The sequence below is a fragment of the Neomesorhizobium albiziae genome, assembly GCF_900114255.1.
Taxonomy (GTDB): domain Bacteria; phylum Pseudomonadota; class Alphaproteobacteria; order Rhizobiales; family Rhizobiaceae; genus Neomesorhizobium; species Neomesorhizobium albiziae.
On the sequence record NZ_FOSL01000010.1, the window covers coordinates 99499 to 122163 of the forward strand.

A 22665-nucleotide genomic window follows, 5' to 3' on the forward strand; every position below is an offset into this window, starting at 1 on the left:
GCGCCGGCAGTGGGTTTGCGCACTAAGTCCGCCTTGACAAGCAAAAGCCGGGCCAGTTTGTATGATCCCGCTTAACAATCGCGCGGAACCGGTTTCGCGCCGTGTCAGTCGGGGGTTTTCGGTTAGAAATGGCGCTTGCAGCCAAATTGCAGCTCCGCCAATCGCAGTCGCTGGTGATGACACCGCAACTGCTGCAGTCGATCCGTCTCTTGCAGTTCACCCATGCCGAACTCGAGCGTTTCGTCGACGAGGAGATCGAGCGCAATCCGCTGATCGAGCGCGTCGAACAGCGCGATGAAGGCCCGGCCGAGCCGGCTCCGGAAGCGCCCCAACAGGCGGACGGCGGCGAAAGCGACTGGTTCACCGAGACCGAGCGGCCCTGGAGCGCCGAGGCGATGTCGGAAAAGCTCGACACCTCGCTCGAAAACATCTTCCCGGACGATCCCGGCACCAGCGACCGGCTCGGCCCCGACCTCACGGCGCAATGGAAATCGGCGGCGGCAAGCGGCGGTTCCGGCGGCTCCGGCGGGGCTTTCGACCTCGAAGACATGGCCGCTTCGGCGATTACGCTGCGCGACCATGTCGGCGAACAGATCGCGCTCGGCTTTGCCGATCCGGCGTCGCGGCTGATTGCCGGCGAACTTGCCGACGGCCTCGACGAGGCAGGCTATATGCGCGCGGAGATCGCCGACATCGCCAGCCGGCTGAACATAGAGCAGACCGCCGTCGAGGCGGTGCTTTCGACCTGCCAGGGCTTCGATCCGCCTGGCCTGTTCGCCCGCGATCTGGCCGAGTGCCTGGCGCTGCAGCTCATCGCACGCGACCGGCTCGACCCGGCGATGCGGGCCCTGGTCGGCAATCTGGACCTTCTGGCGCGGCGCGATTTCCAGGCGCTGAAAAAGATCTGCGGCGTCGACGAGGAAGATCTGCTCGACATGCTGGCCGAAATCCGCGCGCTGGACCCCCGCCCGGGCATGGCGTTTTCGGGCGGCAGCGCCGACACGATCGTGCCCGACGTGCTGGTGAAGGCGGCAAGCGACGGCAGCTGGGCCGTCGAGCTCAACCCGGACACGCTGCCGCGCGTGCTCGTCGACCAGGTCTATTTCGCCAATGTTTCCAGCCACGCCAGGGACCAGGCCGAGAAGGATTTTCTCGCCGAATGCCTGCAGAACGCCAACTGGCTCACCCGCAGCCTCGACCAGCGCGCCAAGACCATCCTGAAAGTGTCCTCCGAGATCGTGCGCCAGCAGGACGCCTTCCTCGTCCATGGCATCAGGCAGTTGCGCCCGCTCAACCTGCGCACCGTGGCCGACGCCATCGGCATGCATGAATCGACGGTCAGCCGCGTCACCGCCAACAAGTACATGCTCACCCCGCGCGGCGTGTTCGAGCTGCGCTTTTTCTTCACCGCGGCGATCGCGTCCGCCGAAGGCGGCGATGCGCATTCCTCGGAAGCGGTGCGCGACCGCATCCGCGAGCTGATCGAGGCTGAGCGGCCGGTCGATGTCCTGTCCGACGACGCGATTGTGGATATCCTGAAGAAGAACGGCGTCGACATCGCCCGCCGCACTGTCGCCAAGTATCGGGAAGGAATGAATATTCCGTCCTCGGTGCAGCGCCGGCGCGAGAAACGCGCGCTGGCGTCGGCGGGGCGCTGACCGCCCGCCTTACGCAGGGTATCCGGCGGCTTCATTGACAAGCGCTGCCGAAGTGACTAGAAGCCCGCCCGCATGAGACGGGCCTCTGCGGTCCATGCAGGGAACCGTCCTGGAGACGGGATTGTTATCAACCGGAAAAGTTCGGACCTAAAAAGCGGCGTTGAGATCGCCGGAAACCTTGTGCGCTCCGGCCACGGGTATAAACTCCAAACGGTTTGAAGTCTGAACAGGAAGGTCAGTTTTCAGATGAGCCTGCGCATATCGGGAAAACACATGGAAATCGGCGACGCTTTCCGGACCCGCATTGAAGGCCGGATCGGTGAAGCCATCGAAAAATATTTCGACGGCGGCTTTTCGGGCCGTGTCAATGTGGTCAAGTCGGGCTCCCGCTTCACCGCCGACTGCATGATCCATCTCGATTCCGGGATGGCGCTGCAGGCGACCGGCGATGCCCAGGAGCCGACCGCCGCTTTTGAGGCCGCCGCCGACCGTTTCGAGACCCGGCTGAGGCGCTACAAGCGCAAGCTGAAGTCACACGGAACCGGCGCCAACGGCAATTCCACGGACATCGCCTATACGGTCGTGGCGGCCGTCGGCGACGACGAGGACGAGGTGCCGGAAGATTATGCTCCCGCCATCGTGGCCGAATCGACGGTTTCGCTCAAAACCATGTCGGTTGCTTCGGCCGTCATCGAACTCGACACCAAGGACAGCCCCGTCTTCGTGTTCCGCAACGCCGGAAACGATCACGTCAACATCGTCTATCGCCGGGCCGACGGAAACATAGGCTGGATCGATCCGTCGAACGTGACGGCCAAGGGATAGACAACTCTCTACCGGACCGCGGGGCGGTGGGGCCTAGCGGCGGAAACGGGCAGAGCAAAGGATACAAGAAGAATGGATCTCAGCGATCTGATCGAGGTTACGGCAATCCTGCCGGCCTTGAGGGCCAACTCCAAGAAGCAGCTCCTGCAAATGCTCTCGGAAAAGGCTGCGGCGACCACGGGCATTCCGGAACGGGAAATCTTCGACACCATCCTGCAGCGCGAACGTCTTGGCTCCACGGGCGTCGGCAACGGCATCGCCATTCCGCACGGCAAGCTTGCCGGCGTCAAACGCATCACCGGGGTTTTCGCGCGCCTCGACCAGCCGGTCGACTTCGAAGCGCTGGACGATCAGCCGGTGGACCTGGTGTTTCTGCTGCTGGCGCCGGAGGGCGCGGGCGCCGATCACCTGAAGGCGCTGTCGCGCATCGCACGGGTGTTGCGCGACGCCGATACGGTGGCCAAGATCCGCGGCACCAAGGACGCCGCTGCGATCCACACCTTCCTGGCGTCGACCCCGGCATCGCATGCCGCCTGATCGCGTTCAGGATATGGCTTTCAAGGGCGGCATTGCCGCCCTTTGTCATTTGGGGAGCGGCTGTTGTTCAGCCGCATTTGTGATTTCGCCCAGCTGCAAAATGCGTAGAGGCTGTTTGATAACTCGCTGCGGTGAGTCAAATGGCGGTGGTTTCGAGAACCGGAGCGGAGCGTACTTATAGTACGTGAGCACCGGAAGCGCAGAAAACGCCGTCAGTTGGCCGCCGCAGTAGAGTTTGCAAAAGGGCTCTCAGTGCAGGGCGACTGGGGTAAGATCGTTCTCGAAAGCGCCCGCAAGCGCGCGGTCGCGTTCGTCCGACAACAGGATCGGCTGGCCGTTGGCCCCGAACAGCGCCCACAGCCGGGTGCCAGGCTCGATCTGCGGCAGGCCGGGGAACTTGCCCATCAGCTCGTCGCTACCCATTTCGCGCAGATATGCCACCGTGCCTTCGCCGAGATGGGCGAGCTGCGCCGGCGTGACTGCAGGTCTTGCTTCATTGCGTGTCATTTAAGCCTCCTTTTGCGGGGCCGTCGTCTAGACCAACCCGCGATAGAGCCATTGGTTCCGGAAGGTCCGGTCTCAGTCTTTCACCGAGATGTTTATTTTTCGTACAAGGCGTTCGGGCTCAGGCCGGTCGAGGTCGATCGACAAAAGTCCGTTCTTCAGTTCCGCCGCCACCACCTTCATGCCGTCCGCCAGAACGAACGTGCGCTGGAACTGGCGCGCGGCGATGCCGCGGTGCAGAAATTCGCGGCTGGCGTTTTCCTCGCCCTGGCGGCCACGCACGACAAGCTGGTTTTCTTCCGTGGTGACTTCCAGATCGGCGTCGCAAAAGCCGGCGACTGCCAGCGTTATGCGCAGCCTTTCGCACTCGCCATCGGCGCCGCGCAGGCGTTCGATGTTGTAGGGCGGGTAGCTGTCGCCGGTCTTGGCGAGCCTTTCGAGCGTCTTTTCCATGGCGTCGAAGCCAAGCAGAAGGGGACTCGAAAAGGGCGTCATGCGAGACATTGTGTCCTCCAGGGAGCGACGAAAAAGGGAAAAACCCGGATGGCATTTCTCCCGATGACCCTGATATGGTCCGCGCCGCAAACAAGTTCAAGACTCAAAAGGACAAGGGAAATAGATGCCGAAGGCACAGAAAATCATCATCGACACGGACCCGGGGCAGGATGATGCCGTGGCGATCCTTCTGGCGCTAGCAAGTCCGGAACTCGAAATCCTCGGCCTCACGGCCGTCGCCGGCAACGTGTCGCTGAAATTCACCGAAAAGAACGCCCTCAAGATCTGCGAGCTGGCCGGCAAGACCGATATCAAGGTGTTTTCCGGGGCGGTGCGGCCGCTGGTGCGCCCGCTGGTCACCGCCGAGTATGTCCACGGCAAGACCGGCCTCGACGGCCCCGACCTGCCGGAACCGAAGATGAAGCTGCAGGAAAAGCATGCCGTCGATTTCATCGTCGAGACGCTGATGAAGGAAGAGGCCGGCACGGTGACGCTGTGCCCGCTCGGACCGCTCACCAACATCGCGCTGGCGCTCATCCGCGAACCGAAGATCGCCGGGCGCATCAAGGAGATCGTCCTGATGGGCGGCGGCTTCTTTGAGGGCGGCAACATCACGCCCACCTCCGAATTCAACATCTATGTCGACCCGCACGCCGCCGACGTGGTGTTCCGCTCAGGCGCTCCCATCGTCATGATGCCGCTCGACGTCACCCACAAGGCGCTGACATCAGCCAGGCGCGTCGAGAAGTTCCGCACCATGGGAACCAGGGCCGGCACGGCCACCGCGCAGATGCTCGATTTCTACGAGCGCTTCGACGTCGAGAAATACGGCACCGATGGCGGTCCGCTGCACGACCCCTGCGTCATCGCCTACCTGCTCAAGCCGGAGCTCTTCAAGGGCCGCCAATGCAACGTCGCCGTCGAGACGGGGTCGGAGCTGACCATGGGCATGACGGTGGTCGACTGGTGGGCCGTCACCGAGCGCGAGAAGAACGCCATGGTGATGCGCGACATCGACCATGACGGGTTTTTCGACCTGCTGATCGAGCGCATCGGCCGGCTGTAAGGGTTTTACCCTCCCTCTTGTGGGGAGGGTCGACGCGTAGCGTCGGGGTGGGGGTGATGAACTTTTCTACCCCCACCCGAACTTTCGGTCCGACCTCTCCACAAGGGGGAGGTAAAAAGCGCTCACTTCGCCCTCGAAAACGCCAGCCAGAGGCCGCCGCCGATCAGGACGCCGCCGCTGATGCGCGACAGGAGTTTCACACGGCTGGCCGACAGCGCGCGTGCGGCGCGGCCGGCGACGATGGCGTAGGCCGAGTCCGAAAACGCCGCGAAGACCAGCGCCGTGATGCCCATGATGACGATCTGCGGGGTGTAGGCGAGGTTGTGGTCGATGAACTGCGGGATGAAGGCGCCGAAGAAGATCAGCGTCTTCGGGTTGCTGACGGCAACCAGGAAACCCTGCAGGAAAAAGCCGCCGCGCGGCGTCACCGGCGCTTCGCCCTCGGCCAGCCTGCCGCTCGAGCGGATCATCTGCCAGCCCATGTAGATAAGGTAGGCCGCACCCAGCAGCCGCACCCATTCGAACCAGTGGCCCATGGCTTCCATCATCGAGTTGAGGCCGACGCCGACAATGGCGATCATCACGGCGATGCCGGCCTGGGTGCCGGCGACGTTGAGCAGCCCGGCGCGGGTGCCGTGGCGCATGCTGGAGGCGATGACGAGGGTGACGGTCGGCCCGGGCACCAGGATGATGACGATGCAGGCCAGCGTGTAGGCGATGTAGACTTCGAGCGACATTTTCAGCCCCTGACGGTTTGCAGCATCAGGCTGCATGTTGCCGACGCTGCGTCAAGTGCGGTCGATGCCAGCCGGAGCGAACCAGGCATTCCCTGGGTTCAACCTCTAGAAGCGGTTCATCGCTGCCGCGACCTCGGAACCCAGCGGGATCGAAGGCTGTGCGCCGGGTTTCAGGCAGGCCAGCGAGCCGGCAGCAGCAGCCCGCCGCAGCGCATCCTCCAGCGACTGGCCCGATGAAAGGCCGGCGGCGAGGTAGCCGCAAAAGGTGTCGCCGGCGCCCACCGTATCGACCGGCGTGATGCGCAAGGCCCCGACCTTGATCAGTTCGGTCGGGTTTGCCGCCAGCACGCCCTCGCCGCCCAGCGTGACGACGATCGTGCGGCCGGTCTTTTCGGCGAAACTCTTCATCCGGGCCGGGCGGTCGCGGCCCTTCAGCGCCAGCGCTTCGCCGTAGAGATCGAACTCGGTTTCGTTGGCGACGACATAGTCGGCCTTTTCGAGCAGCGCGGCCGCTTCGCTGCGGAAGGGCGCCGTGTTGAGCAGGGTCAGCGCGCCGGCGGAGCGGGCGGCGTCGAGTGCGGCGTCCACCGTCTGCAGCGGAATCTCGTGCTGGAGGAGCACGATGTCGCCGGCGGCGAGGTCGACCCTGGCGAGATCGCCCGGCAAAACCGCGCCATTGGCGCCGGGCACCACGGCGATGATGTTCTCGCCGTCGGCCGCCACCAGGATCAGCGCCGTGCCGGTGCTGGCGTGCGCCTCGTGCACGCCGGTCAGGTCGACGCCGCCGGCATCCAGCAGCGCCAAGGCCTCCTTGGCGAAGGAATCCTTGCCGACAGCGCCGATCATGCGGGTTTTTTCGCCGGCGCGCGCCGCGGCGAGCGCCTGGTTTGCCCCCTTGCCGCCGGGTGCGGTCTTGAAGCTGTCGCCGGGAACGGTTTCGCCGGCGGCCGGCAGGCGGTCGACCGTGGCGATCAGATCGAGATTGATGGAGCCGATGACGATGATCAAGAAATGCCTCCCCGGCGATGTGTTCGGTCCGGCTATATAGGCCGCACCCGAACGTCGCCACAAGCGGCTGAAATCACTCGCAGCGCAGCACCACCTGCGCCTGATAGACACCAGCGGGAAACAGCCCGGCCGCTTTGGTGGCGGTGAGGTCCACCTGGACGGTCTTGCTGCCGTTCGCCACGGTCGTCGGCGTGTTGCCGGGCATGTCGGCGCCGCCGTTGATCCTGTAGATCGTCGAAAGCGCCAGGTTTGCTTCCGCACCTATGGGCGCCGACAGAAAACCCGCCGGTGCAGGCGTGGAAATCGAGTAGCAGTCGAGCAGCGCCAGGATGTTGCACAAAAGGGATTGCGGGTCGACCGTGGCAGTCGCCGCGCTGCCGCCGGGCTGGCGCGAACCCATGACGTTGAGCAGGGGGCTCGCCGTCATCGTGCCCGGCGCGCCGATGATGATGGTGCAGGTGCCGATGATCACCGCCGATGCTGGCGACGGCAACATCAGAGCTGCCGCGGCGGCGGCAAGCGTCAGGCGGCGTAAAGAAACTGGAGCGTTGCGGAGTGCCCTCATTTCCCGGCCTTGTCGCTCCAGCCCTGCTCGGCCCAGCCGGCGTTGGTTGCCATGTCTGGCCCCTTGCCCTGGGGGTCGAGCCCCATTTTCAAGAGCCTCAATTCCATCTGCAGGCGCTCCACCTCGAGTTGGTAGAGCCGGGCGCAGTCGAGCCGCTTGGGCTGGCGGCCGAGCGGGATGACGATGCGTCCATATGTGGAAAGGTCCGAAACGCTGCTGCCATAGGTCGGGCCGTTGCCCTGGATGACGCCGACGTCGAGATAGGCGCCGCTGCCGGCAACCGCCGAGCGGCAGGTGGTGCCGTCGGCGGCGCGCACTTCGTCCTGGCCCTGCGGCAAGGTCACGCCGGGCAAGGTGAAGCCGGTCTGGTTCTGCGTGTAGTAGATTTCTTCCGCCGCGGCGTTGGCGCCGAAGATCATGGCCCCCAGCAAGGCCGTCAGGATTTGTGCTGACCCAGGAACTTTCCACATATCTGTGCCTTTATCTGCGTTTGCTCGCCAGGAAAGGGGACGCTTTCGGTACAGATACGCACTTTGCGCGTGGCGGCGCCGTCAAATGGAACAACCACGAGAACTGGACGGGAGGCCTGTCCTCCCAGCATGAAATCGGATGGCGCGACCCGGGCCTGCACCGGGCGGAAATCCTGGTCGTAGACGCGGATTTCCACCTTGATGCGGTGCTCGTAGGGGTTGGCCGGGAAAACGCGGACCGCGAAGGCGTCGGTGAAGCTCGCCACCTCGCCGCGCATCGGCGACATCGATTGCGCGAAAGCCGCCGTACCGGAGATCGAGACCGCCAGCCCGGCGGCGAGGAAACGCTGCTGCAAGGTCATCGCCTTCCTCCGGCCTATTCGCAGCGAACCGTCACCGTGGCCTGGTAGCTGCCGGCGGTGAAGCGGTCGCTGCCGCCCTTGGTGCCGGCCAGGTTGACCGTCACGGTCGAACTGCCCGGCGCGGTCAGGCTGGAGGAACTCCCGGTCTCGGCGATTGCGTGGGCGCCGCTTGAAGCATAGGTGGGCGTCCAGGTGGTCGCGGTGACGTCGCCGACCGGCACCGTGGTCGAGGTCACCGGATCGACGCTCAGCGTCACGCCGCCCGTGGTGCTCAGCGTCACCGTGCCCGGCGCGCCGCCAGCATTGTTGGAACTCAGCGATTGCAGGTCGGGGCTCACCGTCATGGTGCCGTTCGTGTCGACCGTCAGCGTGCAGGTCGCGGCGATGGTGCCGTTGAAGATGACGTTGCCGGTCGCGGCAAGAGCGGGCAGCGGCGCTGCCGAGCAAATCAGGGAGGCTAGAAACCAACGGAACCGCATCCGGTATGCTCCTATAGGTTGTATATATTCAAGATTTACAACCTTATTGGTTAATTATCCGTTGCCGCAAAAGGAGACAGGCGCCGGAGTGCCCGGCGCCTGTCCTGTTCTGCAAGCCGTCGATGATGGATTAGCGGGCGGCGGCCACCTGTCCGGCTTCCCAGCCGAGAATGGCGCGCTTGCGGGTCAGACCCCAGTGGTAGCCGGTGAGGGCGCCGGACTTGCCGAGCGCGCGATGGCAGGGCACCACGAAGGACAAAGGATTGGCGCCGACCGCCGCGCCCACCGCGCGGCTCGCCGCGGGCGAACCGATGTCCGAGGCGATCGCCGAATAGCTGCACGCCCTGCCCATCGGGATTTTGAGCAGCGCCTGCCAGACGCGGATCTGGAAGTCGCTGCCGATCATGACGACGCGCAGCGGTTCTTCCGAACGCCAGCGCGACGGATCGAAGATGCGGGCGGCATAGGGTGCTGTCGCCGACATGTCCTCGACATAGGTGGCGTTCGGCCAGCGGCTCGACATGTCGGCGAAGGCGGTGCGCTCGCTGCCGGCGTCGTTGAAGGCGAGGCCGGCCAGGCCGCGGTCGGTGACCATGATCAGCGCGACGCCGAAGGGCGAGATGTGGAATCCGTAGCGTATGGTCAGGCCCTCGCCGCGCGTCTTGTAGTCGCCGGGCGACATCGCTTCATGGGTGACGAACAGATCGTGCAGGCGTCCCGGACCCGACATGCCGACCTCGTATGAGGTTTCCAGAAGCGGCATGCCATCGTCGAGCAGCTTTCGCGCATGGTCGAGGGTCACGGCCTGCAGGAAACCTTTCGGCGACAGGCCCGCCCAGCGGGTGAACAGCTTCTGCAGGCCGGTCGGGGTCTCGCCGACTTCGCCCGCCAGCGTCTCCAGCGAAGGCTGGTCGCGGTAGTCGAGGCTGATCTTCTCGATGACGCGGCGCACGGTTTCGTAATCGCCGCCCTCGGGCGTGATGTCGTCTTGCAGGATGGCTGAAGGCTTCATCGACATCCCGGTATTAGCCTGTGTGTGAGCGTTCATGGCAAGTTCTCCTTGGCGCCGAATATCGTGCCTGGCGGCCACGTTCTCCACCCGTTTCTTGCAACCAGAGATTTTTTTGCCGTTTGGCCGAGGGTATTTTTCCCACGCTCGAGCGGAATGCGTTCAGGTTGAACCGGGCATGCCGCTCCATCTGTCTGTTTAGCCGCATTGTGCGACGCCCGGCGATTCCACCTGGCTGCAAAATGCTCTATCCGCGTTTCGCCTTGGCCAGCGCGACGGCGAATGCGGTGGCAAAACTTTCGCGGTCGTCGGGGTTGAGGAATCCGCCGATCGGCACGCTGCGGCCCTGTCCTTCGACCTTCATGCCGGTGATGCCGATCTCGGCATGGCGGGCGACCTGGAAACGCGCCCAGAAAGGGTTGAAATGGTGAGCTTCGGTGCGTCCGGAAGGCGCGGTCTTGAGAATGTCGAGAGCGGTGCGCGATACGGCCACTTCCTCGCGTGCGCGTGCGGCGCGGTAGTTGAGCTTGAAGGCGCCGTAGATCAAGAGCATGTCGAGACCGAAGAAGCCGAACACCGGCCAGGCCCCGTTGGCGACGAAGATGGCTCCGCAGGCGAGCGAACCGACGAGCATCGCACCCATCAGCACCGCAAAACCGGTGCGCCCAAGCGACCGGTGCGGCATGAGCAGCGCCCTGAAAAACGGTTCGTCGGCGGCGAAGCCGGCATTGTTCTCGCTCATTGCCTCAGAATATAGAAAGGCGATGAAAAAGCCCAACGACAAAGTTGCCGCAGGCGCTGCCCGACGCACCGTAAAGCGCGCGGCGCGGCCAAAATCGCTCTACACGCCGGAAGAGGTCGAGGAAATCTTCCGCCGCTTTTCGGTGCAGCGGCCGGAACCCAGGGGCGAACTCGAACACGTCAACGCCTACACCTTGCTGGTCGCCGTCGTCCTGTCGGCGCAGGCGACCGACGCCGGCGTCAACAAGGCAACGCGGGCGCTGTTCAAAACCGCCGATACGCCGCAAAAGATGCTGGAGCTCGGCGAAGCGCGGGTTGGCGAATACATCCGCACCATCGGCCTGTGGCGGGCCAAGGCCAAAAATGTGATCGCCCTGTCGGCGGCGCTGATCCGCGACCATGGCGGCGAGGTGCCGGGCGATCTCGACGCGCTGGTCAAGCTGCCCGGCGTCGGCCGCAAGACCGCCAATGTGGTGCTCAACATGGCGTTCGGCCAGCCGACCATGGCGGTGGACACGCACATCCTGCGCATCGGCAACCGGCTCGGCCTGGCGCCGGGCAAGACGCCCGAAGAGGTCGAACGCGGCCTCATCAGGATCATCCCGGAAAAATACATGCGCCACGCGCATCACTGGCTGATCCTGCATGGCCGCTATGTCTGCAAGGCGCGCGCGCCGGATTGCGTTGCCTGCATCATCGCCGATATCTGCAAGGCGGCGGTGAAGACCAACAGCATCCCGGCGCCGCTGGTCGAAATCGGTGCTGTTTAGATGCCGTAGCCGCGCGCCATCGCGGCGGCGAAGACCGGAATAAGCAGGAACACCGCCCCCTCGGCCCTGAGCCAGACCTGCGCCGCACTGATCTCCCTGTCGGGCACGACATGGGCGGGGTTGGTGCGCAAGGCCTGGTTCCATTTCAGCACACGCACCGTCAGCGGCCCCGAAAGCGCGCCGACCAAAAGGAAGCACGCGATCTTGGCCCAGAACACCCAGTTGTAGATATAGAATTCCCAGCCCTTGAGACCGAAGAAGACGCGGCTGAAGCCGACGATCAGCATCAACCCCGCCAGGCCGCCATAGGCTGAATCGAGCCTGCCGACGCGCCGCAGCGCGTCGCCGGCAAGGCCGGGGCGCACCAGCACGGTTTCGGCGGCCAGAATGGCGATCAGAGCGAAGAACACAAGATGGTGGACAATCGCCAGCAGCAGGTCGGTGGTCATGGTTCTCGCCTCCCCGGCTCAGCGAGCCACCGATGTCGACGGCGTCAAGAACTATCGGCCTGTCACGGCGACGTCAATCTCACGGCATTCGCCGCGTGGAAAACGCCACGGCGGCCATATTGACCCGTCTGCGCTGCCGCATATTTATGCACCGATGGCCCTCAAGCGCGACCTCCATCCGATGCCCGATTTTGTCCGCGAGGCGCTCCTCGAACACGGGCTGACGGGTCTCTACGAGGCGCGCCCTGACTACCAGCGCAACGATTACCTCCGCTGGATCGCCAGCGCCAAACGCGTGGAAACGCAGCGCAAGCGGCTGGCGCAGATGCTCGACGAGCTGGCGCAGGGCGACGTCTATATGCGCATGGCGTGGCGCACCAGGTCCTGATCCTCGCCAACTGCCCCCGCCCGCACTATACAGGCGCCAGGCATCGCCCGGGCTCCCGGCAAAAACCTGGCGCTCAGGCAGCGCGCTGCATCGCCGACGCCGGCTCCGAAAATTCCGGGTCGCTCGCCGATATCATCTTGTGCAGATGCACCATCATGGCGGCGGCAAACAGCGGCGTCAGAAGGTTGAGCAAGGGTACGGCCAGAAACGCTGAAATGACCAGGCCGGCCAGGAAAACGGTGCCGGCGTGCTTGCGGCGCAACGCCTTGGCTTCCGCTTCCGGGCGGAACCGCATGGCGGCGAACTCGAAGAACTCGCGGCCGAGCAGGTAGCCGTTGACCAGGAAGAAGGCGGCGATGTTGACGCCGGGTATCAACAGCAGGAACAAGGCGATGATATTGCCGACAACGACCACGCCGAAGAATTTCAGCGACAGCACCGTTGCCCGGAAGGCCGGCACGGGGCTGCCCGGCCGGTCGCGCGGATAATCGTTGCGCTCCACCACTTCGGCGACATCGTCGAGGAAAAGCCCGGCGACGATGGCCGTCACCGGCGCGATCAAAAGGGCGAGCCCGAGCGCCAGGCCGATGCCGGCGACGATCGCGGCGGCGAGGCCGAGCCAGCCGGCCCAGCTCGGGAAGCCCGGCAGGACGGCGTCGATCCAGGGCTGCGCCACCACGCCGAACAGCTCGTTCAGCCCGAACCACAGGGCGACTAGCGCCAGCAGCGTGAGGCCGAGCGTCTTGAAAAAGACGCTGCGGAACTCCGCGGTGAACAGCCGGCTGGCGGCGGCTCGGGCAGCTTCCATGATCATCTGCGAAAATCTCCTTGCGCCAGCGAGATAGGAACAGCCCGGCGCTGCCGCAAGAATCTTGGGAAGAATGAGTTGCAATTGTCCGTCGAACCGGTAAACCCGCCCGCGACCGGCGCGCAGGATGGCCGGATTGCCGGCTTTCTGCGGAGAACTTGATGGCCCAGTACGACGTGCTTTGCATCGGCAACGCCATTGTCGACATCATCGCCCACTGCGACGACGCCTTCCTCACCGAAAACGGCATCATCAAGGGCGCGATGAACCTGATCGACGCCAAGCGCGCCGAACTGCTCTACAGCCGCATGGGACCGGCCATCGAAGCTTCTGGCGGCAGCGCCGGCAACACGGCGGCGGGCATTGCCAGCTTTGGCGGCCGCGCCGCGTTCTTCGGCAAGGTGTCGTCCGACACGCTTGGCGAGATCTACGCCCACGACATCCAGGCGCAGGGCGTCGCTTTCGACACCGTGCCGCTTGCCGGCACGCCGCCGACGGCCCGTTCGATGATTTTCGTGACGCCGGATGGCGAGCGCTCCATGAACACCTATCTCGGCGCCTGCGTCGAGCTGGGGCCGGAAGATGTCGAGGCCGACAAGGCGTCGGGCGCCAAGGTCACCTATTTCGAGGGTTACCTCTGGGATCCGCCGCGCGCCAAGGAAGCGATCCGGCTGACCGCCAGGCATGCTCACGCGGCAGGCCGCGAAGTCTCGATGACGCTGTCGGATTCCTTCTGCGTCGACCGCTACCGCGACGAGTTCCTCGACCTGATGCGGTCGGGCATGGTGGACATCGTCTTCGCCAACAGCCACGAGATCAAGTCGCTCTACCAGACCTCCTCATTCGAAGAAGCACTGGCCGCCATCCGCAAGGACTGCCGCATCGCCGCGGTCACCCGCTCGGAAAAAGGCTCGATCATCGTGCGCGGCGATGAAACCGTGCCCATAGAGGCGACGAAAATCCACCAGCTGGTCGACACGACCGGCGCCGGCGACCTCTACGCGGCCGGTTTTCTCTACGGTTACACAACCGGCCGCAGCCTGAAGGAATGCGGCGATCTCGGCTCTCTCGCGGCCGGCCTTGTCATCCAACAGGTCGGCCCGCGCCCGCGCCAGAACCTTCGCCAGGAAGCCATGGGAGTGGGGCTGCTCTGAGGCTTTTCCGATCCGCCGCCGTTCTGGAATCTCGGAGACCGTCTGAAAAATCCGTCAGGCCGAGCCGAGAATGGTGGATTTCGAGAACCGGAGCGCAGCGTACATTTGGGTACGTGAGCCGCGGCAAGCGGAGAAAGCCGCCATTCGTAGGCCGGCATCACGGATTTTGAACCGGTCTCTCAAGGAATATCCTCCGGCCTTCGCCCCGGCCGGCTCTTGTAGGCGGGAAAGCTCCAGCCGAATTTCAGCGCCCCGCCGCGCACGATCAAGGCTGCGGCGAATGCGACGATGCCCGCGGCGACCGGCGGAACGCCGGCGATGTGGAGCACGGTGTAGGTCGCCGCACCGGCAAGGGCAGCACTCACATAGATCTCGGGCCTCAGCAGCACCGAAGGCTCGCCTGCCAGCAGGTCGCGCAGAATGCCGCCGAATGTCGCCGTCAGCATGCCCATGACGATGGCGATCGACGCCGATCCCGTCACCACCAGGCCCTTTGCCGCGCCCATCACCGAGAAGGCGGCGAGCCCGATGGCGTCGAACCACAACAGCAATTTGTAGCGCGACTCGACCTTGTGCGCGGTGAAGAAGACGATGATGCCAACCACCACGCAGATCGCGAGATAGTCGGGATTGACCACCCAGGCCACGGGAACCGCGAGGATGAGGTCGCGGAAGGTTCCGCCGCCGATGCCGGTGACGGCGGCCAGGAACAGGAAGCCGATGATGTCGAGTTCCTTGCGCGACGCCGCGAGCGCACCGGTGGCGGCAAACACGGCGACACCGGCATAATCGAGAAACAGGGTCGGATTCATCAACAAAGCAAATAGCAATGAGCCAATAGCGAATAGGTACACTATTCGTCCCTATTCGCTACTCCCTACACGCTATTCGCTGTTAAGGCTTCCGCCGCCGCTACAGCACGTAGGGAACGCGGACACCCGGCGCGTCTGCCGCAAAGTCCTTGGTGTTGCGTGTGACAAGCAGCACGGAATGGATGTCGGCCGACGCCCAGATCACGGCATCGGGCAGTTTGACCCGGTACTTGCGCCGCAAGGCAACGGCGCGTTCGGCAATCTGGTTGCCAAGCGGGATGATGGTGAAGGTATCGAGAAAGGAGCGCGTCGGCGGCTCCAGTTCGGCGTCGGCGCCGATCATGACTTCCATCCAGGTGATGACGCTGATCGCCTTTTCGTCGTACCGCGCCAGTTCCTCGCGGGCTTGAGGGACGGCGTTCAGAAAATCGATCAGAATGTTGGTGTCGAAAAGCGCTTTCACCATTCGCCGCGGATTTTCTCCTGATAGGCCAGTCCATCGACCTTTCGCTTGCCCCACAGGCCGAAGGCACTTTCCGTCGTCTCTTGTGCTTGCTTGCCGAGATAGTCGGCAACAGCCTCCCGTATCAGGGCCGCGCGCGATTGCTTCTGCTTCCTCGCCAGCCGGTCGAGTTCCAGGATCTGACTTTCATCGATATCCACGAGCGCGCGCATGAGGAAACCTCCTATATGATATCGATATCATATATCACATTTTGAAGTGTGCGAATAGCCAATGCCAATAGGGAATAGCGACAAGTGCACCGCTATTCCCTATTCGCTACTCCCTACTCGCTATTCGCTGTTCAGGCGTCTCTTTCGGCCTGTTCGTTGACCGGACCAGGTTCGACCGTGCCGTCATTGACCGCCGCCTGCTTGGGGCCGCCCTTGGAAACGCCCACCATGGCCGGGCGCAGCACGCGCTCGCCTATCGAATAGCCGGGCTGCACGACCTGCACCACCGTGTTGGCCGGCACGTCGGGGTTCGGCACTTCGAACATCGCCTGGTGGAAATTCGGATCGAATTTTTCGCCCTCGGGCGCCAGTTTCTTGACGCCATGGCGCTCCAGCGCCGTCAGCATGGCGCGTTCGGTTATCTCGACACCCTCGATCAGCGCCTTGAAACCGGCGTCGCCGGCGGCCTTGGCCTCGTCGGGGATGGCGTCCATGGCGCGGCGCAAATTGTCCGACACCGACAGCATGTCGCGGGCGAAGTTGGAGACCGCGTAGGAGCGCGCATCGTGCACGTCGCGGGCGGTGCGCCGGCGCAGGTTTTCCATTTCGGCGGCCACGCGCAGCGCGCGGTCCTTCAATTCCTCGTTTTCCTTGACGAGGCGCACGACGACTTCATAGTCGCCGTCGCTGCCGGGCATTTCGGCGGCAGGCTCGCTTGCCGTCTTTTCCATTTCGTTCAACGCATTCTCGTCGGGCGCGCGTTCGTTTTTCGCCTGGTCGCTCATCGCCGTTTCCCGTCAGTCGTATTGGTTCTCAAGTTGCGCCCGATATCGAGGTTCGGGCAGCAAAAATCAAGGGTAAACGGGTATTGCGGACCCGGGTCGTGGATCAGGGGGTGCTGGTATCAGGTCAGGCCGAGCCGAAAATGGTGGATTTCGAGAGCCGGAGCGCAGCGTACATTCAGGTACGTGAGCACCGGAAGCGCAGAAGCCGCCATTTGCAGGCCGGCCTCGCCTGAATACACCCTAGCGCAGCATGCGGCTGATCAGTTGCGCGGTATAGTCGACCATCGGCACGATACGGGCATAGTTCAACCGCGTCGGGCCGATCACGCCAAGCGCGCCGACGACGCGCGCATCCTTGTCGCGGAAGGGCGCCACCACCAGGGAGGAGCCTGAGAGCGAAAAGAGCCGGTTCTCGGAGCCGATGAAGATGCGCACGCCGGAACCCTCTTCGGCAAGGTCGAGCAGTTGCATCAGCCCGTCCTTTGTCTCCAGGTCCTCGAACAGATGCCTGAGCATTTCGATATCGGCCTGGGCGGTGACGTTTTCGAGCAGATTGGCGCGGCCGCGCACGATCAGCCGCGCCGGAAGGTCGCTCTCGGTGCCGGCCCACACGGCGAGGCCCTTTTCCACCAGGTCCTGCGACAGCGTGTCGAGGGCAGCCTTGGTTTCCTCGCGCAGCCGGGCGATCTCCAGTTTGGCTTCCACCAGCGTACGGCCGCGAATATGGGCGTTGAGATAGTTCGACGCCTCGTGCAATTGCGAGGTGGTTACGCCGGCCGGCAGGTCGACCACGCGGTTCTCCACGTCGCCGTTCTGCGACACCATCACGGCCAGCGCCTTGGTCGGCTCAAGCTGGATGAATTCGATATGCTTGAGCGCGGCGTCGCTCTTGTTGGCCAGCACCAGGCCGGCGCCGCGCGACAGGCCGGAAAGCATCTGGCTCGCCTCGGTTAGCATCTGTTCCAGCGTGGCGCCGCTGGCCGAAGCCTTCACCTGCGCGTCGATGACCCGGCGCTCGTCGTCGGAGAGGTCGCCGATTTCCATGAAGGCGTCGATGAAAAGACGCAGGCCCCTCTGGGTCGGCAGCCGGCCGGCAGAGATATGCGGCGCGTAGACGAGGCCCAGATGCTCGAGGTCGCTCATCACGTTGCGCACGGTTGCCGGCGACAGCGAATGCGGCAGCATGCGCGACAGGTTGCGTGAGCCGAGCGGCTCGCCTTCCCTCAGGTAAGTGTCGACGATGAGCCGGAAGATGTCGCGCGAGCGGATGTCGAGCGATTGCAGCGTCTGGTCAATGACGGGCTTCGTCATTTCTGCGGTCACCTCCGAAGCTTACCCTAGAGATATAGACTGCCCGCCGGCGAACACAACCTTGGGCGGGAAGCCGGCCAAGACTATCGCATGTGAGTGGTCGACCCGGCTACGCGATGACCCGGCGGAAGCCGGCGTTTTCCTTTGCGCCCCCGCCCTCATGCGGTTACAAGCCGCCAGGATTTTTGAAAAAGCGGAAAGCCAACAATGCGCCCCTCCAAACGCCAGGCCGACGAAATGCGCTCCATCTCCTTCGAGCGTGGCGTCTCGAAACATGCGGAAGGCTCCTGCCTGGTCAAGTTCGGCGACACCCATGTGCTTTGCACGGCAAGCCTGGAGGAAAAGGTGCCGGGCTGGATGCGCAATTCCGGCAAGGGCTGGGTGACGGCCGAATACGGCATGCTGCCGCGCGCCACCGGCGAGCGCATGCGCCGCGAGGCTTCCTCCGGCAAGCAGGGCGGCCGCACGCTGGAAATCCAGCGGCTGATCGGCCGCTCGCTGCGCGCCGTCGTCGACCTGCAGGCGCTGGGCGAGATGCAGATCACCGTCGACTGCGACGTCATCCAGGCCGATGGCGGCACCCGCACGGCTGCGATCACCGGCGGCTGGGTTGCGCTCTACGACTGCCTGCGCTGGATGGAGGCGCGCCAGATGGTCAGCGTGCAGAAAGTCCTGAAAGACCATGTCGCGGCGATTTCCTGCGGCATCTGCGACGGCCAGCCGGTCATCGACCTCGATTACGTCGAGGATTCGGCCGCCGGCACCGACGCCAACTTCGTCATGACCGGCAAGGGCGGCATCGTCGAGATCCAGGGCACTGCCGAGGGCACGCCGTTTTCCGAGGAGGAGTTCTCCGCGCTGATGGGGCTTGCCAGGAAGGGCATCTCGCGCCTGGTCAACCTGCAGCAGATGGCGGTGGCTTAACGTTCGGCGGTTTGTTTCACCAATGCTTTCGCTCTTTCGCGCCCCCCTCTGTCCTGCCGGACATCTCCCCCACAAGGGGGGAGATTGGCTGTCTTCGACGTTTTCGCTAATCGCCGTGGTAGCAAGGTGGGCGCAGTCGGTCGCGCGGGTCGATCTCCCCCCTTGTGGGGGAGATGTCCGGCAGGACAGAGGGGGGCACCGTAGAGCGCAGACAAGCCCGATTTCGAGACCGCCGGCGGGGGTGCCATGACCCCCTCGGCGATCCTTGAATCCGCTCTCTACGTGACCGATCTCGCGGCGGCCGAAGCGTTCTACCGCGACACGCTCGGCATGGAGGTGATCGGCAAGGTCGAAGGACGCCACGCCTTCTTCCGTTGCGGAAAGGGCGTGCTTTTGCTGTTCAACGCCGACGCGACGAGCAAACCGCCGGCGCCCGACGCCAGGCTGCCGGTGCCGCCGCATGGAACGCGCGGCCCGGGACATCTGTGCTTTTCGGCGAGTGCTGAAGAAATCGAAGGCTGGAAGGCCTATCTGACGAACAAGGGCGTCGCGATCGAGGCCGGTTTCGAATGGCCGCAAGGCGGCCGCTCGATCTACTTCCGCGACCCCTCCGGCAATTCCATCGAATTTGCCGAGCCGAGAATCTGGGGACTTTGATGGATACGCTCGCCAACCGCAGAATCGTCGTCGCCAGCCACAATGAGGGCAAGCTGCGCGAATTCGCCGACTTGATGGCGCCGTTCGGCTTCGAGGCGAAGTCGGCCAAGGAATTCGGCCTGCCGGAGCCCGACGAGACGGGCACGACGTTCGAGGAAAACGCCTACATCAAGGCCTACGCGGCAGCACAGGCAACCGGGTTGCCGGCGCTTTCGGACGATTCCGGCCTGGTCGTCGACGCGCTCGGCGGGCAGCCCGGCGTCTACACCGCCAACTGGGCGGAAAAGCCGGAAGGCGGCCGCGATTTCATGATGGCGATGCAAAAGACCGAGGATCTGCTGCAGGCGAAGGGCGCGGCGCTGCCCGCCGACCGCAAGGGCCGCTTCGTCGCCGTCATCTGCCTGGCGCAGCCGGACGGCAGCGCCGAGTATTTCCGTGGCGAGGCGGAGGGCACGCTTGTGTGGCCGCCGCGCGGCGACAAGGGGTTCGGCTACGACCCCGTGTTCATGCCCGACGGGTTTTCGCGGACATTCGGCGAGATGAGCGCCGAGGAGAAGCATGGCTGGAAGCCAGGACAGCCCGACGCGCTGTCGCATCGCGCCCGCGCCTTCCAGAAATTCGCACGCGCCAAGCTGGGCTCGCAATGATCGCGCCCGACGACAGGACGCCGGGTTTCGGCGTTTATGTCCATTGGCCGTTCTGCGCGGCCAAGTGTCCGTACTGCGACTTCAACAGCCATGTCCGCCACCAGCCGGTCGACCAGGAGCGCTTTGCCGCGGCATTCGCCGCCGAGCTTGCCACCATGCGCGCCCGCACCGGTCCGCGCACCGTCACCAGCATCTTCCTCGGCGGCGGCACGCCGTCGCTGATGAAGCCGCAAACCGTCAGCGCGGTGCTCGATGCGATCGCTCGGCATTGGACGGTGCCCCAAGGCATCGAGGTTACGCTCGAAGCCAACCCTTCCTCGGTCGAGGCCGAACGGTTCCGCGGCTACCGTGCCGCCGGCGTCAACCGCGTGTCACTCGGCGTGCAGGCGCTCAACGACGCCGACCTGAAGTTTCTGGGCAGGCTGCACAATGTCGGCGAAGCGCTGCACGCCATCGGACTCGCCCGCGAGATCTTCCCGCGACTTTCCTTCGACCTGATCTACGCGCGGCCGAAACAGACGCCGGAAGCCTGGGAGAAGGAGCTGGAAGAGGCGATCGGCCACGCCGCCGACCATCTGTCGCTCTACCAGCTCACCATCGAGGAGGGCACGCCGTTCCACGCCCTGCACGCGGCGAAGAAGTTCGCCATTCCCGACGGCGATCATGCCGCCGACCTTTATGCAATCACCCAGGAAATCACCGCCGCGCGCGGCCTGCCGGCCTATGAGGTTTCCAACCACGCCAGGCCGGGAGCCGAGAGCCGCCACAACCTGACCTACTGGCGTTACGGCGAATATGTCGGCGTCGGACCCGGCGCGCATGGCCGTTTCGTGGAAGGTGGCCGCCGCGTGGTCACCATCGCGGAAAGGATGCCGGAGACCTGGGCGAACCTCGTCGAAGCCAGGGGCCATGGCATCGTCGACGGCGAGCTACTGTCGCGCTCGGAGGAGGCAGACGAATTCCTGCTGATGGGGCTGCGGCTGGCCGAAGGCATCGACCTTGCCCGCTACGAGGCGCTTTCGGGGCGCACGCTCGCGTCGAACCGCCTGTCGATCCTGCAGGGCGAGGGCCTGGTCGCGCCGGTCGGAAATTCGAGGCTGCGCGCCACGCCGCAAGGCATGATCGTGCTCGACGCGGTGGTTGCCGACCTCGCGCGGTAAAGCATGTCGCGCAAAAGTGTGCAGCGGTTTTGCGATAACGACATGCGTAGAATCGAGGGCTTGGTGCTGTTCGCGTCTCCTTCGATAGGCTCAGGCACAAGCAGCGTAGACATCCCAACGGCTTACTTAATCGGCGAAATGACTACTGCCGGAAATATCGTCCGGGCGCATAGAATCCCCACGGCAATGGGGAAAACGCGATGGCTGAGCCCGACATCCTCGACGAACTGCTGAACATGGCCAAGAAGCCCGACGACTTCACCAAATCGGACCTCGGCGAGATGATCCTGGTGGCCGCGACCGAAATCATCCGGCTCAGGCAATTCGGCGCGCTGGAACCCTTCCGGCCTATGGTTTTCCCGGCCAAGCGCGACCATGCGTCCTGATTCGGCTGAGCGTCTTGCAGCCAGGTGAGATCACCTGGCGTGGCGCAAACGCGGCTGAAACACACCAGAGCAACGAAGTTCCCTCTATCCGCAGCGGCTGACGCCCGCATCACCGGCAATTATGTGAGGTTCGAGCGATGTGAATCACCGGCTGCTTGCGCAGCAGGCGCGTATCTGATTCCCTTGGTAACGATCCGATTCGGGCAGGGGCGCTGCGTAGGAACCGGGCTCATGAAACCGTCCAGCAAGCATGGGATTACAGAAATGAAGCCGAGGCTGACCGTCATCGGCGTTGGCGGCGGGGGCGGCAATGCCGTCAACAACATGATCGCCGAGCGCCTTGAAGGCACCGAATTCATTGTCGCCAACACCGACGCCCAGGCGTTGACGATGTCCAAGGCGCCACGCCTGATCCAGCTCGGAGCGGTGGCGACGCAGGGCCTGGGAGCCGGCTCGCTTCCTGAGATCGGCGAGGCTGCCGCCCTCGAAACCCTCGACGAGATCATGGACCATCTCGCCGGCACGCATATGTGCTTCGTCACGGCGGGAATGGGGGGCGGAACAGGAACGGGCGCAGCGCCCGTCATCGCCAAGGCGGCGCGCGACGCCGGCATCCTGACGGTCGCAGTGGTCACCAAACCCTTCACCTTCGAGGGCAAGCGCCGCATGCAGATGGCCGACATGGGCATCGAACGGCTGCGCCAGGCGGCCGATACCGTCATCGTCATCCCGAACCAGAACCTTTTCCGGGTGGCGACGGCCACCACCACCTTCGAGAACGCCTTCGGCATCGCCGACCGGGTGCTTTTCTCCGGGGTCAGCTGCATCACAGATCTCATCGTGAAAGAGGGACTTATCAATCTCGACTTCGCCGATATCCGCACCGTCATGCGCGACATGGGCCGCGCCATGATGGGAACGGGCGTCGGCGAGGGCGAAGGCCGCGCCATGCAGGCGGCGGAAGCCTCGATTGCCAATCCGCTGCTCGACGAGCGGTCGATGCGGGGCGCGAAAGGCGTGCTGGTGTCGATATCCGGCGGCATGGACATGACCTTGTTCGAAGTCGATGAAGCGGCCACGCGCATCCGCGAAGAGGTCGGCGACGACGCCGACATCATCGTCGGCGCGATTTTCGACAAGGCGCTGGAAGGCCAGTTCAAGGTGTCCGTCGTCGCCACGGGGCTGGAGGCGCCGCAAGCCGAGGTCGGCGGCCCAGCCGTGACCGCGCGCGGCGACGCCATGCAGGGGCAGCCCCGCGTCGTCCATTGAGGTTGGCGGCAGCG

At 64.4% G+C, this 22665-nt stretch carries 30 protein-coding genes; 13 read left to right on the forward strand and 17 right to left on the reverse strand.

All coding sequences use genetic code 11. The features are described 5' to 3' along the window. Nucleotides 1-128: 128 nt before the first annotated feature. The 3 genes from rpoN to ptsN all read left to right on the forward strand — a co-directional run bounded on the left by rpoN (nucleotide 129) and on the right by ptsN (nucleotide 3020). Nucleotides 129-1658 (forward strand): RNA polymerase factor sigma-54, encoded by a 1530-nt coding sequence (gene rpoN, locus F3H98_RS17050; RefSeq protein WP_149761353.1) that lies wholly within the window; start codon nucleotides 129-131, stop codon nucleotides 1656-1658. A 246-nt stretch (nucleotides 1659-1904) separates the two neighbouring features. Next, nucleotides 1905-2483, forward strand: coding sequence for a ribosome hibernation-promoting factor, HPF/YfiA family (hpf, locus tag F3H98_RS17055; RefSeq protein WP_149761354.1), 579 nt, complete (start codon nucleotides 1905-1907; stop codon nucleotides 2481-2483). Nucleotides 2484-2555: 72 nt separating this feature from the next. Then, a complete protein-coding gene (gene ptsN / locus F3H98_RS17060; protein WP_149761355.1) occupies nucleotides 2556-3020 on the forward strand; it encodes a PTS IIA-like nitrogen regulatory protein PtsN in 465 nt (154 codons plus the stop codon). A gap of 249 nt (nucleotides 3021-3269) precedes the next feature. On the opposite strand, the gene F3H98_RS17065 is transcribed toward ptsN, so the two are convergent. Further along, nucleotides 3270-3527, reverse strand: coding sequence for a BQ00720 family protein (locus F3H98_RS17065; protein WP_149761356.1), 258 nt, complete (start codon nucleotides 3525-3527; stop codon nucleotides 3270-3272). Between the two features lie 72 nt (nucleotides 3528-3599). Next, entirely contained in the window at nucleotides 3600-4028 is a 429-nt protein-coding gene (locus tag F3H98_RS17070; protein ID WP_149761357.1) for an Hsp20 family protein, read from the reverse strand. 115 nt (nucleotides 4029-4143) lie between these two features. Here F3H98_RS17070 and F3H98_RS17075 point away from each other — a divergent pair, with 115 nt between their 5' ends. After that, nucleotides 4144-5085 (forward strand): nucleoside hydrolase, encoded by a 942-nt coding sequence (locus F3H98_RS17075; protein WP_149761358.1) that lies wholly within the window; start codon nucleotides 4144-4146, stop codon nucleotides 5083-5085. 122 nt (nucleotides 5086-5207) lie between these two features. On the opposite strand, the gene F3H98_RS17080 is transcribed toward F3H98_RS17075, so the two are convergent. From F3H98_RS17080 to F3H98_RS17115, 8 genes are all read right to left on the reverse strand, one after another. Then, nucleotides 5208-5822 carry a LysE family translocator gene (locus F3H98_RS17080; protein WP_149761359.1) on the reverse strand — a complete coding sequence of 205 codons (615 nt, stop codon included), beginning with the start codon at nucleotides 5820-5822 and terminating at the stop codon, nucleotides 5208-5210. A gap of 105 nt (nucleotides 5823-5927) precedes the next feature. Further along, nucleotides 5928-6830, reverse strand: a complete 903-nt coding sequence (locus F3H98_RS17085; protein ID WP_149761360.1) for a ribokinase — start codon at nucleotides 6828-6830, stop codon at nucleotides 5928-5930. A 73-nt stretch (nucleotides 6831-6903) separates the two neighbouring features. Next, nucleotides 6904-7395, reverse strand: coding sequence for a hypothetical protein (locus F3H98_RS17090; RefSeq protein WP_244621755.1), 492 nt, complete (start codon nucleotides 7393-7395; stop codon nucleotides 6904-6906). After that, nucleotides 7392-7814 (reverse strand): hypothetical protein, encoded by a 423-nt coding sequence (locus tag F3H98_RS17095; RefSeq protein ID WP_149761450.1) that lies wholly within the window; start codon nucleotides 7812-7814, stop codon nucleotides 7392-7394. Before F3H98_RS17095 ends, F3H98_RS17090 begins: the two co-directional genes overlap by 4 nt. A 17-nt stretch (nucleotides 7815-7831) precedes the next feature. Continuing rightward, nucleotides 7832-8227, reverse strand: a complete 396-nt coding sequence (locus F3H98_RS17100) for a hypothetical protein (protein WP_149761361.1) — start codon at nucleotides 8225-8227, stop codon at nucleotides 7832-7834. A gap of 14 nt (nucleotides 8228-8241) precedes the next feature. After that, nucleotides 8242-8706 carry a hypothetical protein gene (locus F3H98_RS17105; protein WP_149761362.1) on the reverse strand — a complete coding sequence of 155 codons (465 nt, stop codon included), beginning with the start codon at nucleotides 8704-8706 and terminating at the stop codon, nucleotides 8242-8244. A gap of 130 nt (nucleotides 8707-8836) precedes the next feature. After that, the gene (locus tag F3H98_RS17110; protein WP_188130449.1) at nucleotides 8837-9754 is read right to left on the reverse strand and encodes a methylated-DNA--[protein]-cysteine S-methyltransferase; all 918 of its coding nucleotides are present in this window, start codon (nucleotides 9752-9754) and stop codon (nucleotides 8837-8839) included. 208 nt (nucleotides 9755-9962) lie between these two features. Continuing rightward, a complete protein-coding gene (locus F3H98_RS17115; RefSeq protein WP_149761363.1) occupies nucleotides 9963-10457 on the reverse strand; it encodes a DUF2244 domain-containing protein in 495 nt (164 codons plus the stop codon). A 22-nt stretch (nucleotides 10458-10479) separates the two neighbouring features. On the opposite strand from F3H98_RS17115, the gene nth reads away from it, so the two are divergent. After that, nucleotides 10480-11226, forward strand: a complete 747-nt coding sequence (nth, locus tag F3H98_RS17120; protein WP_149761364.1) for an endonuclease III — start codon at nucleotides 10480-10482, stop codon at nucleotides 11224-11226. Here the strand turns inward: nth and F3H98_RS17125 are convergent. Further along, a complete protein-coding gene (locus F3H98_RS17125) occupies nucleotides 11223-11675 on the reverse strand; it encodes a DUF2214 family protein (protein ID WP_149761365.1) in 453 nt (150 codons plus the stop codon). The genes nth and F3H98_RS17125 overlap by 4 nt on opposite strands. Between F3H98_RS17125 and F3H98_RS31785 the strand changes: the two genes are divergently transcribed. Then, nucleotides 11674-12063, forward strand: a complete 390-nt coding sequence (locus tag F3H98_RS31785; RefSeq protein WP_244621764.1) for a YdeI/OmpD-associated family protein — start codon at nucleotides 11674-11676, stop codon at nucleotides 12061-12063. The two genes, F3H98_RS17125 and F3H98_RS31785, sit on opposite strands and share 2 nt — an antisense overlap. Nucleotides 12064-12136: 73 nt before the next feature. On the opposite strand, the gene F3H98_RS17135 is transcribed toward F3H98_RS31785, so the two are convergent. After that, on the reverse strand, nucleotides 12137-12877 hold the full coding sequence (locus F3H98_RS17135) for a sulfate transporter family protein (RefSeq protein WP_149761366.1): 741 nt from the start codon (nucleotides 12875-12877) through the stop codon (nucleotides 12137-12139). A 155-nt stretch (nucleotides 12878-13032) separates the two neighbouring features. Here F3H98_RS17135 and F3H98_RS17140 point away from each other — a divergent pair, with 155 nt between their 5' ends. Further along, nucleotides 13033-14025, forward strand: coding sequence for an adenosine kinase (locus F3H98_RS17140; protein ID WP_149761367.1), 993 nt, complete (start codon nucleotides 13033-13035; stop codon nucleotides 14023-14025). 179 nt (nucleotides 14026-14204) lie between these two features. Here the strand turns inward: F3H98_RS17140 and F3H98_RS17150 are convergent, their stop codons facing one another. The 5 genes from F3H98_RS17150 to hrcA all read right to left on the reverse strand — a co-directional run bounded on the left by F3H98_RS17150 (nucleotide 14205) and on the right by hrcA (nucleotide 17608). Further along, nucleotides 14205-14837 (reverse strand): trimeric intracellular cation channel family protein, encoded by a 633-nt coding sequence (locus tag F3H98_RS17150; protein WP_149761369.1) that lies wholly within the window; start codon nucleotides 14835-14837, stop codon nucleotides 14205-14207. Nucleotides 14838-14937: 100 nt separating this feature from the next. Further along, complete coding sequence (locus F3H98_RS17155; RefSeq protein WP_149761370.1) at nucleotides 14938-15303, reverse strand: type II toxin-antitoxin system VapC family toxin; 366 nt, start codon at nucleotides 15301-15303, stop codon at nucleotides 14938-14940. Then, complete coding sequence (locus tag F3H98_RS17160) at nucleotides 15297-15512, reverse strand: ribbon-helix-helix domain-containing protein (RefSeq protein WP_149761371.1); 216 nt, start codon at nucleotides 15510-15512, stop codon at nucleotides 15297-15299. The genes F3H98_RS17155 and F3H98_RS17160 overlap by 7 nt, the downstream gene beginning before the upstream one ends. A gap of 131 nt (nucleotides 15513-15643) precedes the next feature. Beyond that, a complete protein-coding gene (grpE, locus tag F3H98_RS17165; protein ID WP_149761372.1) occupies nucleotides 15644-16297 on the reverse strand; it encodes a nucleotide exchange factor GrpE in 654 nt (217 codons plus the stop codon). Between the two features lie 240 nt (nucleotides 16298-16537). Further along, nucleotides 16538-17608 (reverse strand): heat-inducible transcriptional repressor HrcA, encoded by a 1071-nt coding sequence (hrcA, locus tag F3H98_RS17170; protein WP_149761373.1) that lies wholly within the window; start codon nucleotides 17606-17608, stop codon nucleotides 16538-16540. Between the two features lie 207 nt (nucleotides 17609-17815). Between hrcA and rph the strand changes: the two genes are divergently transcribed. The 6 genes from rph to ftsZ all read left to right on the forward strand — a co-directional run bounded on the left by rph (nucleotide 17816) and on the right by ftsZ (nucleotide 22651). Further along, nucleotides 17816-18532, forward strand: coding sequence for a ribonuclease PH (gene rph, locus F3H98_RS17175; protein ID WP_149761374.1), 717 nt, complete (start codon nucleotides 17816-17818; stop codon nucleotides 18530-18532). A gap of 246 nt (nucleotides 18533-18778) precedes the next feature. Continuing rightward, the gene (locus tag F3H98_RS17185) at nucleotides 18779-19189 is read left to right on the forward strand and encodes a VOC family protein (RefSeq protein ID WP_149761375.1); all 411 of its coding nucleotides are present in this window, start codon (nucleotides 18779-18781) and stop codon (nucleotides 19187-19189) included. Next, entirely contained in the window at nucleotides 19189-19836 is a 648-nt protein-coding gene (rdgB, locus tag F3H98_RS17190) for an RdgB/HAM1 family non-canonical purine NTP pyrophosphatase (RefSeq protein ID WP_149761376.1), read from the forward strand. The genes F3H98_RS17185 and rdgB overlap by 1 nt, the downstream gene beginning before the upstream one ends. Beyond that, nucleotides 19833-20996 carry a radical SAM family heme chaperone HemW gene (gene hemW, locus F3H98_RS17195; RefSeq protein ID WP_149761377.1) on the forward strand — a complete coding sequence of 388 codons (1164 nt, stop codon included), beginning with the start codon at nucleotides 19833-19835 and terminating at the stop codon, nucleotides 20994-20996. The genes rdgB and hemW overlap by 4 nt, the downstream gene beginning before the upstream one ends. A 200-nt stretch (nucleotides 20997-21196) precedes the next feature. Next, the gene (locus F3H98_RS17205; RefSeq protein WP_149761379.1) at nucleotides 21197-21382 is read left to right on the forward strand and encodes a hypothetical protein; all 186 of its coding nucleotides are present in this window, start codon (nucleotides 21197-21199) and stop codon (nucleotides 21380-21382) included. Between the two features lie 231 nt (nucleotides 21383-21613). After that, a complete protein-coding gene (gene ftsZ, locus F3H98_RS17210) occupies nucleotides 21614-22651 on the forward strand; it encodes a cell division protein FtsZ (protein WP_149761380.1) in 1038 nt (345 codons plus the stop codon). Nucleotides 22652-22665 lie beyond the last annotated feature (14 nt).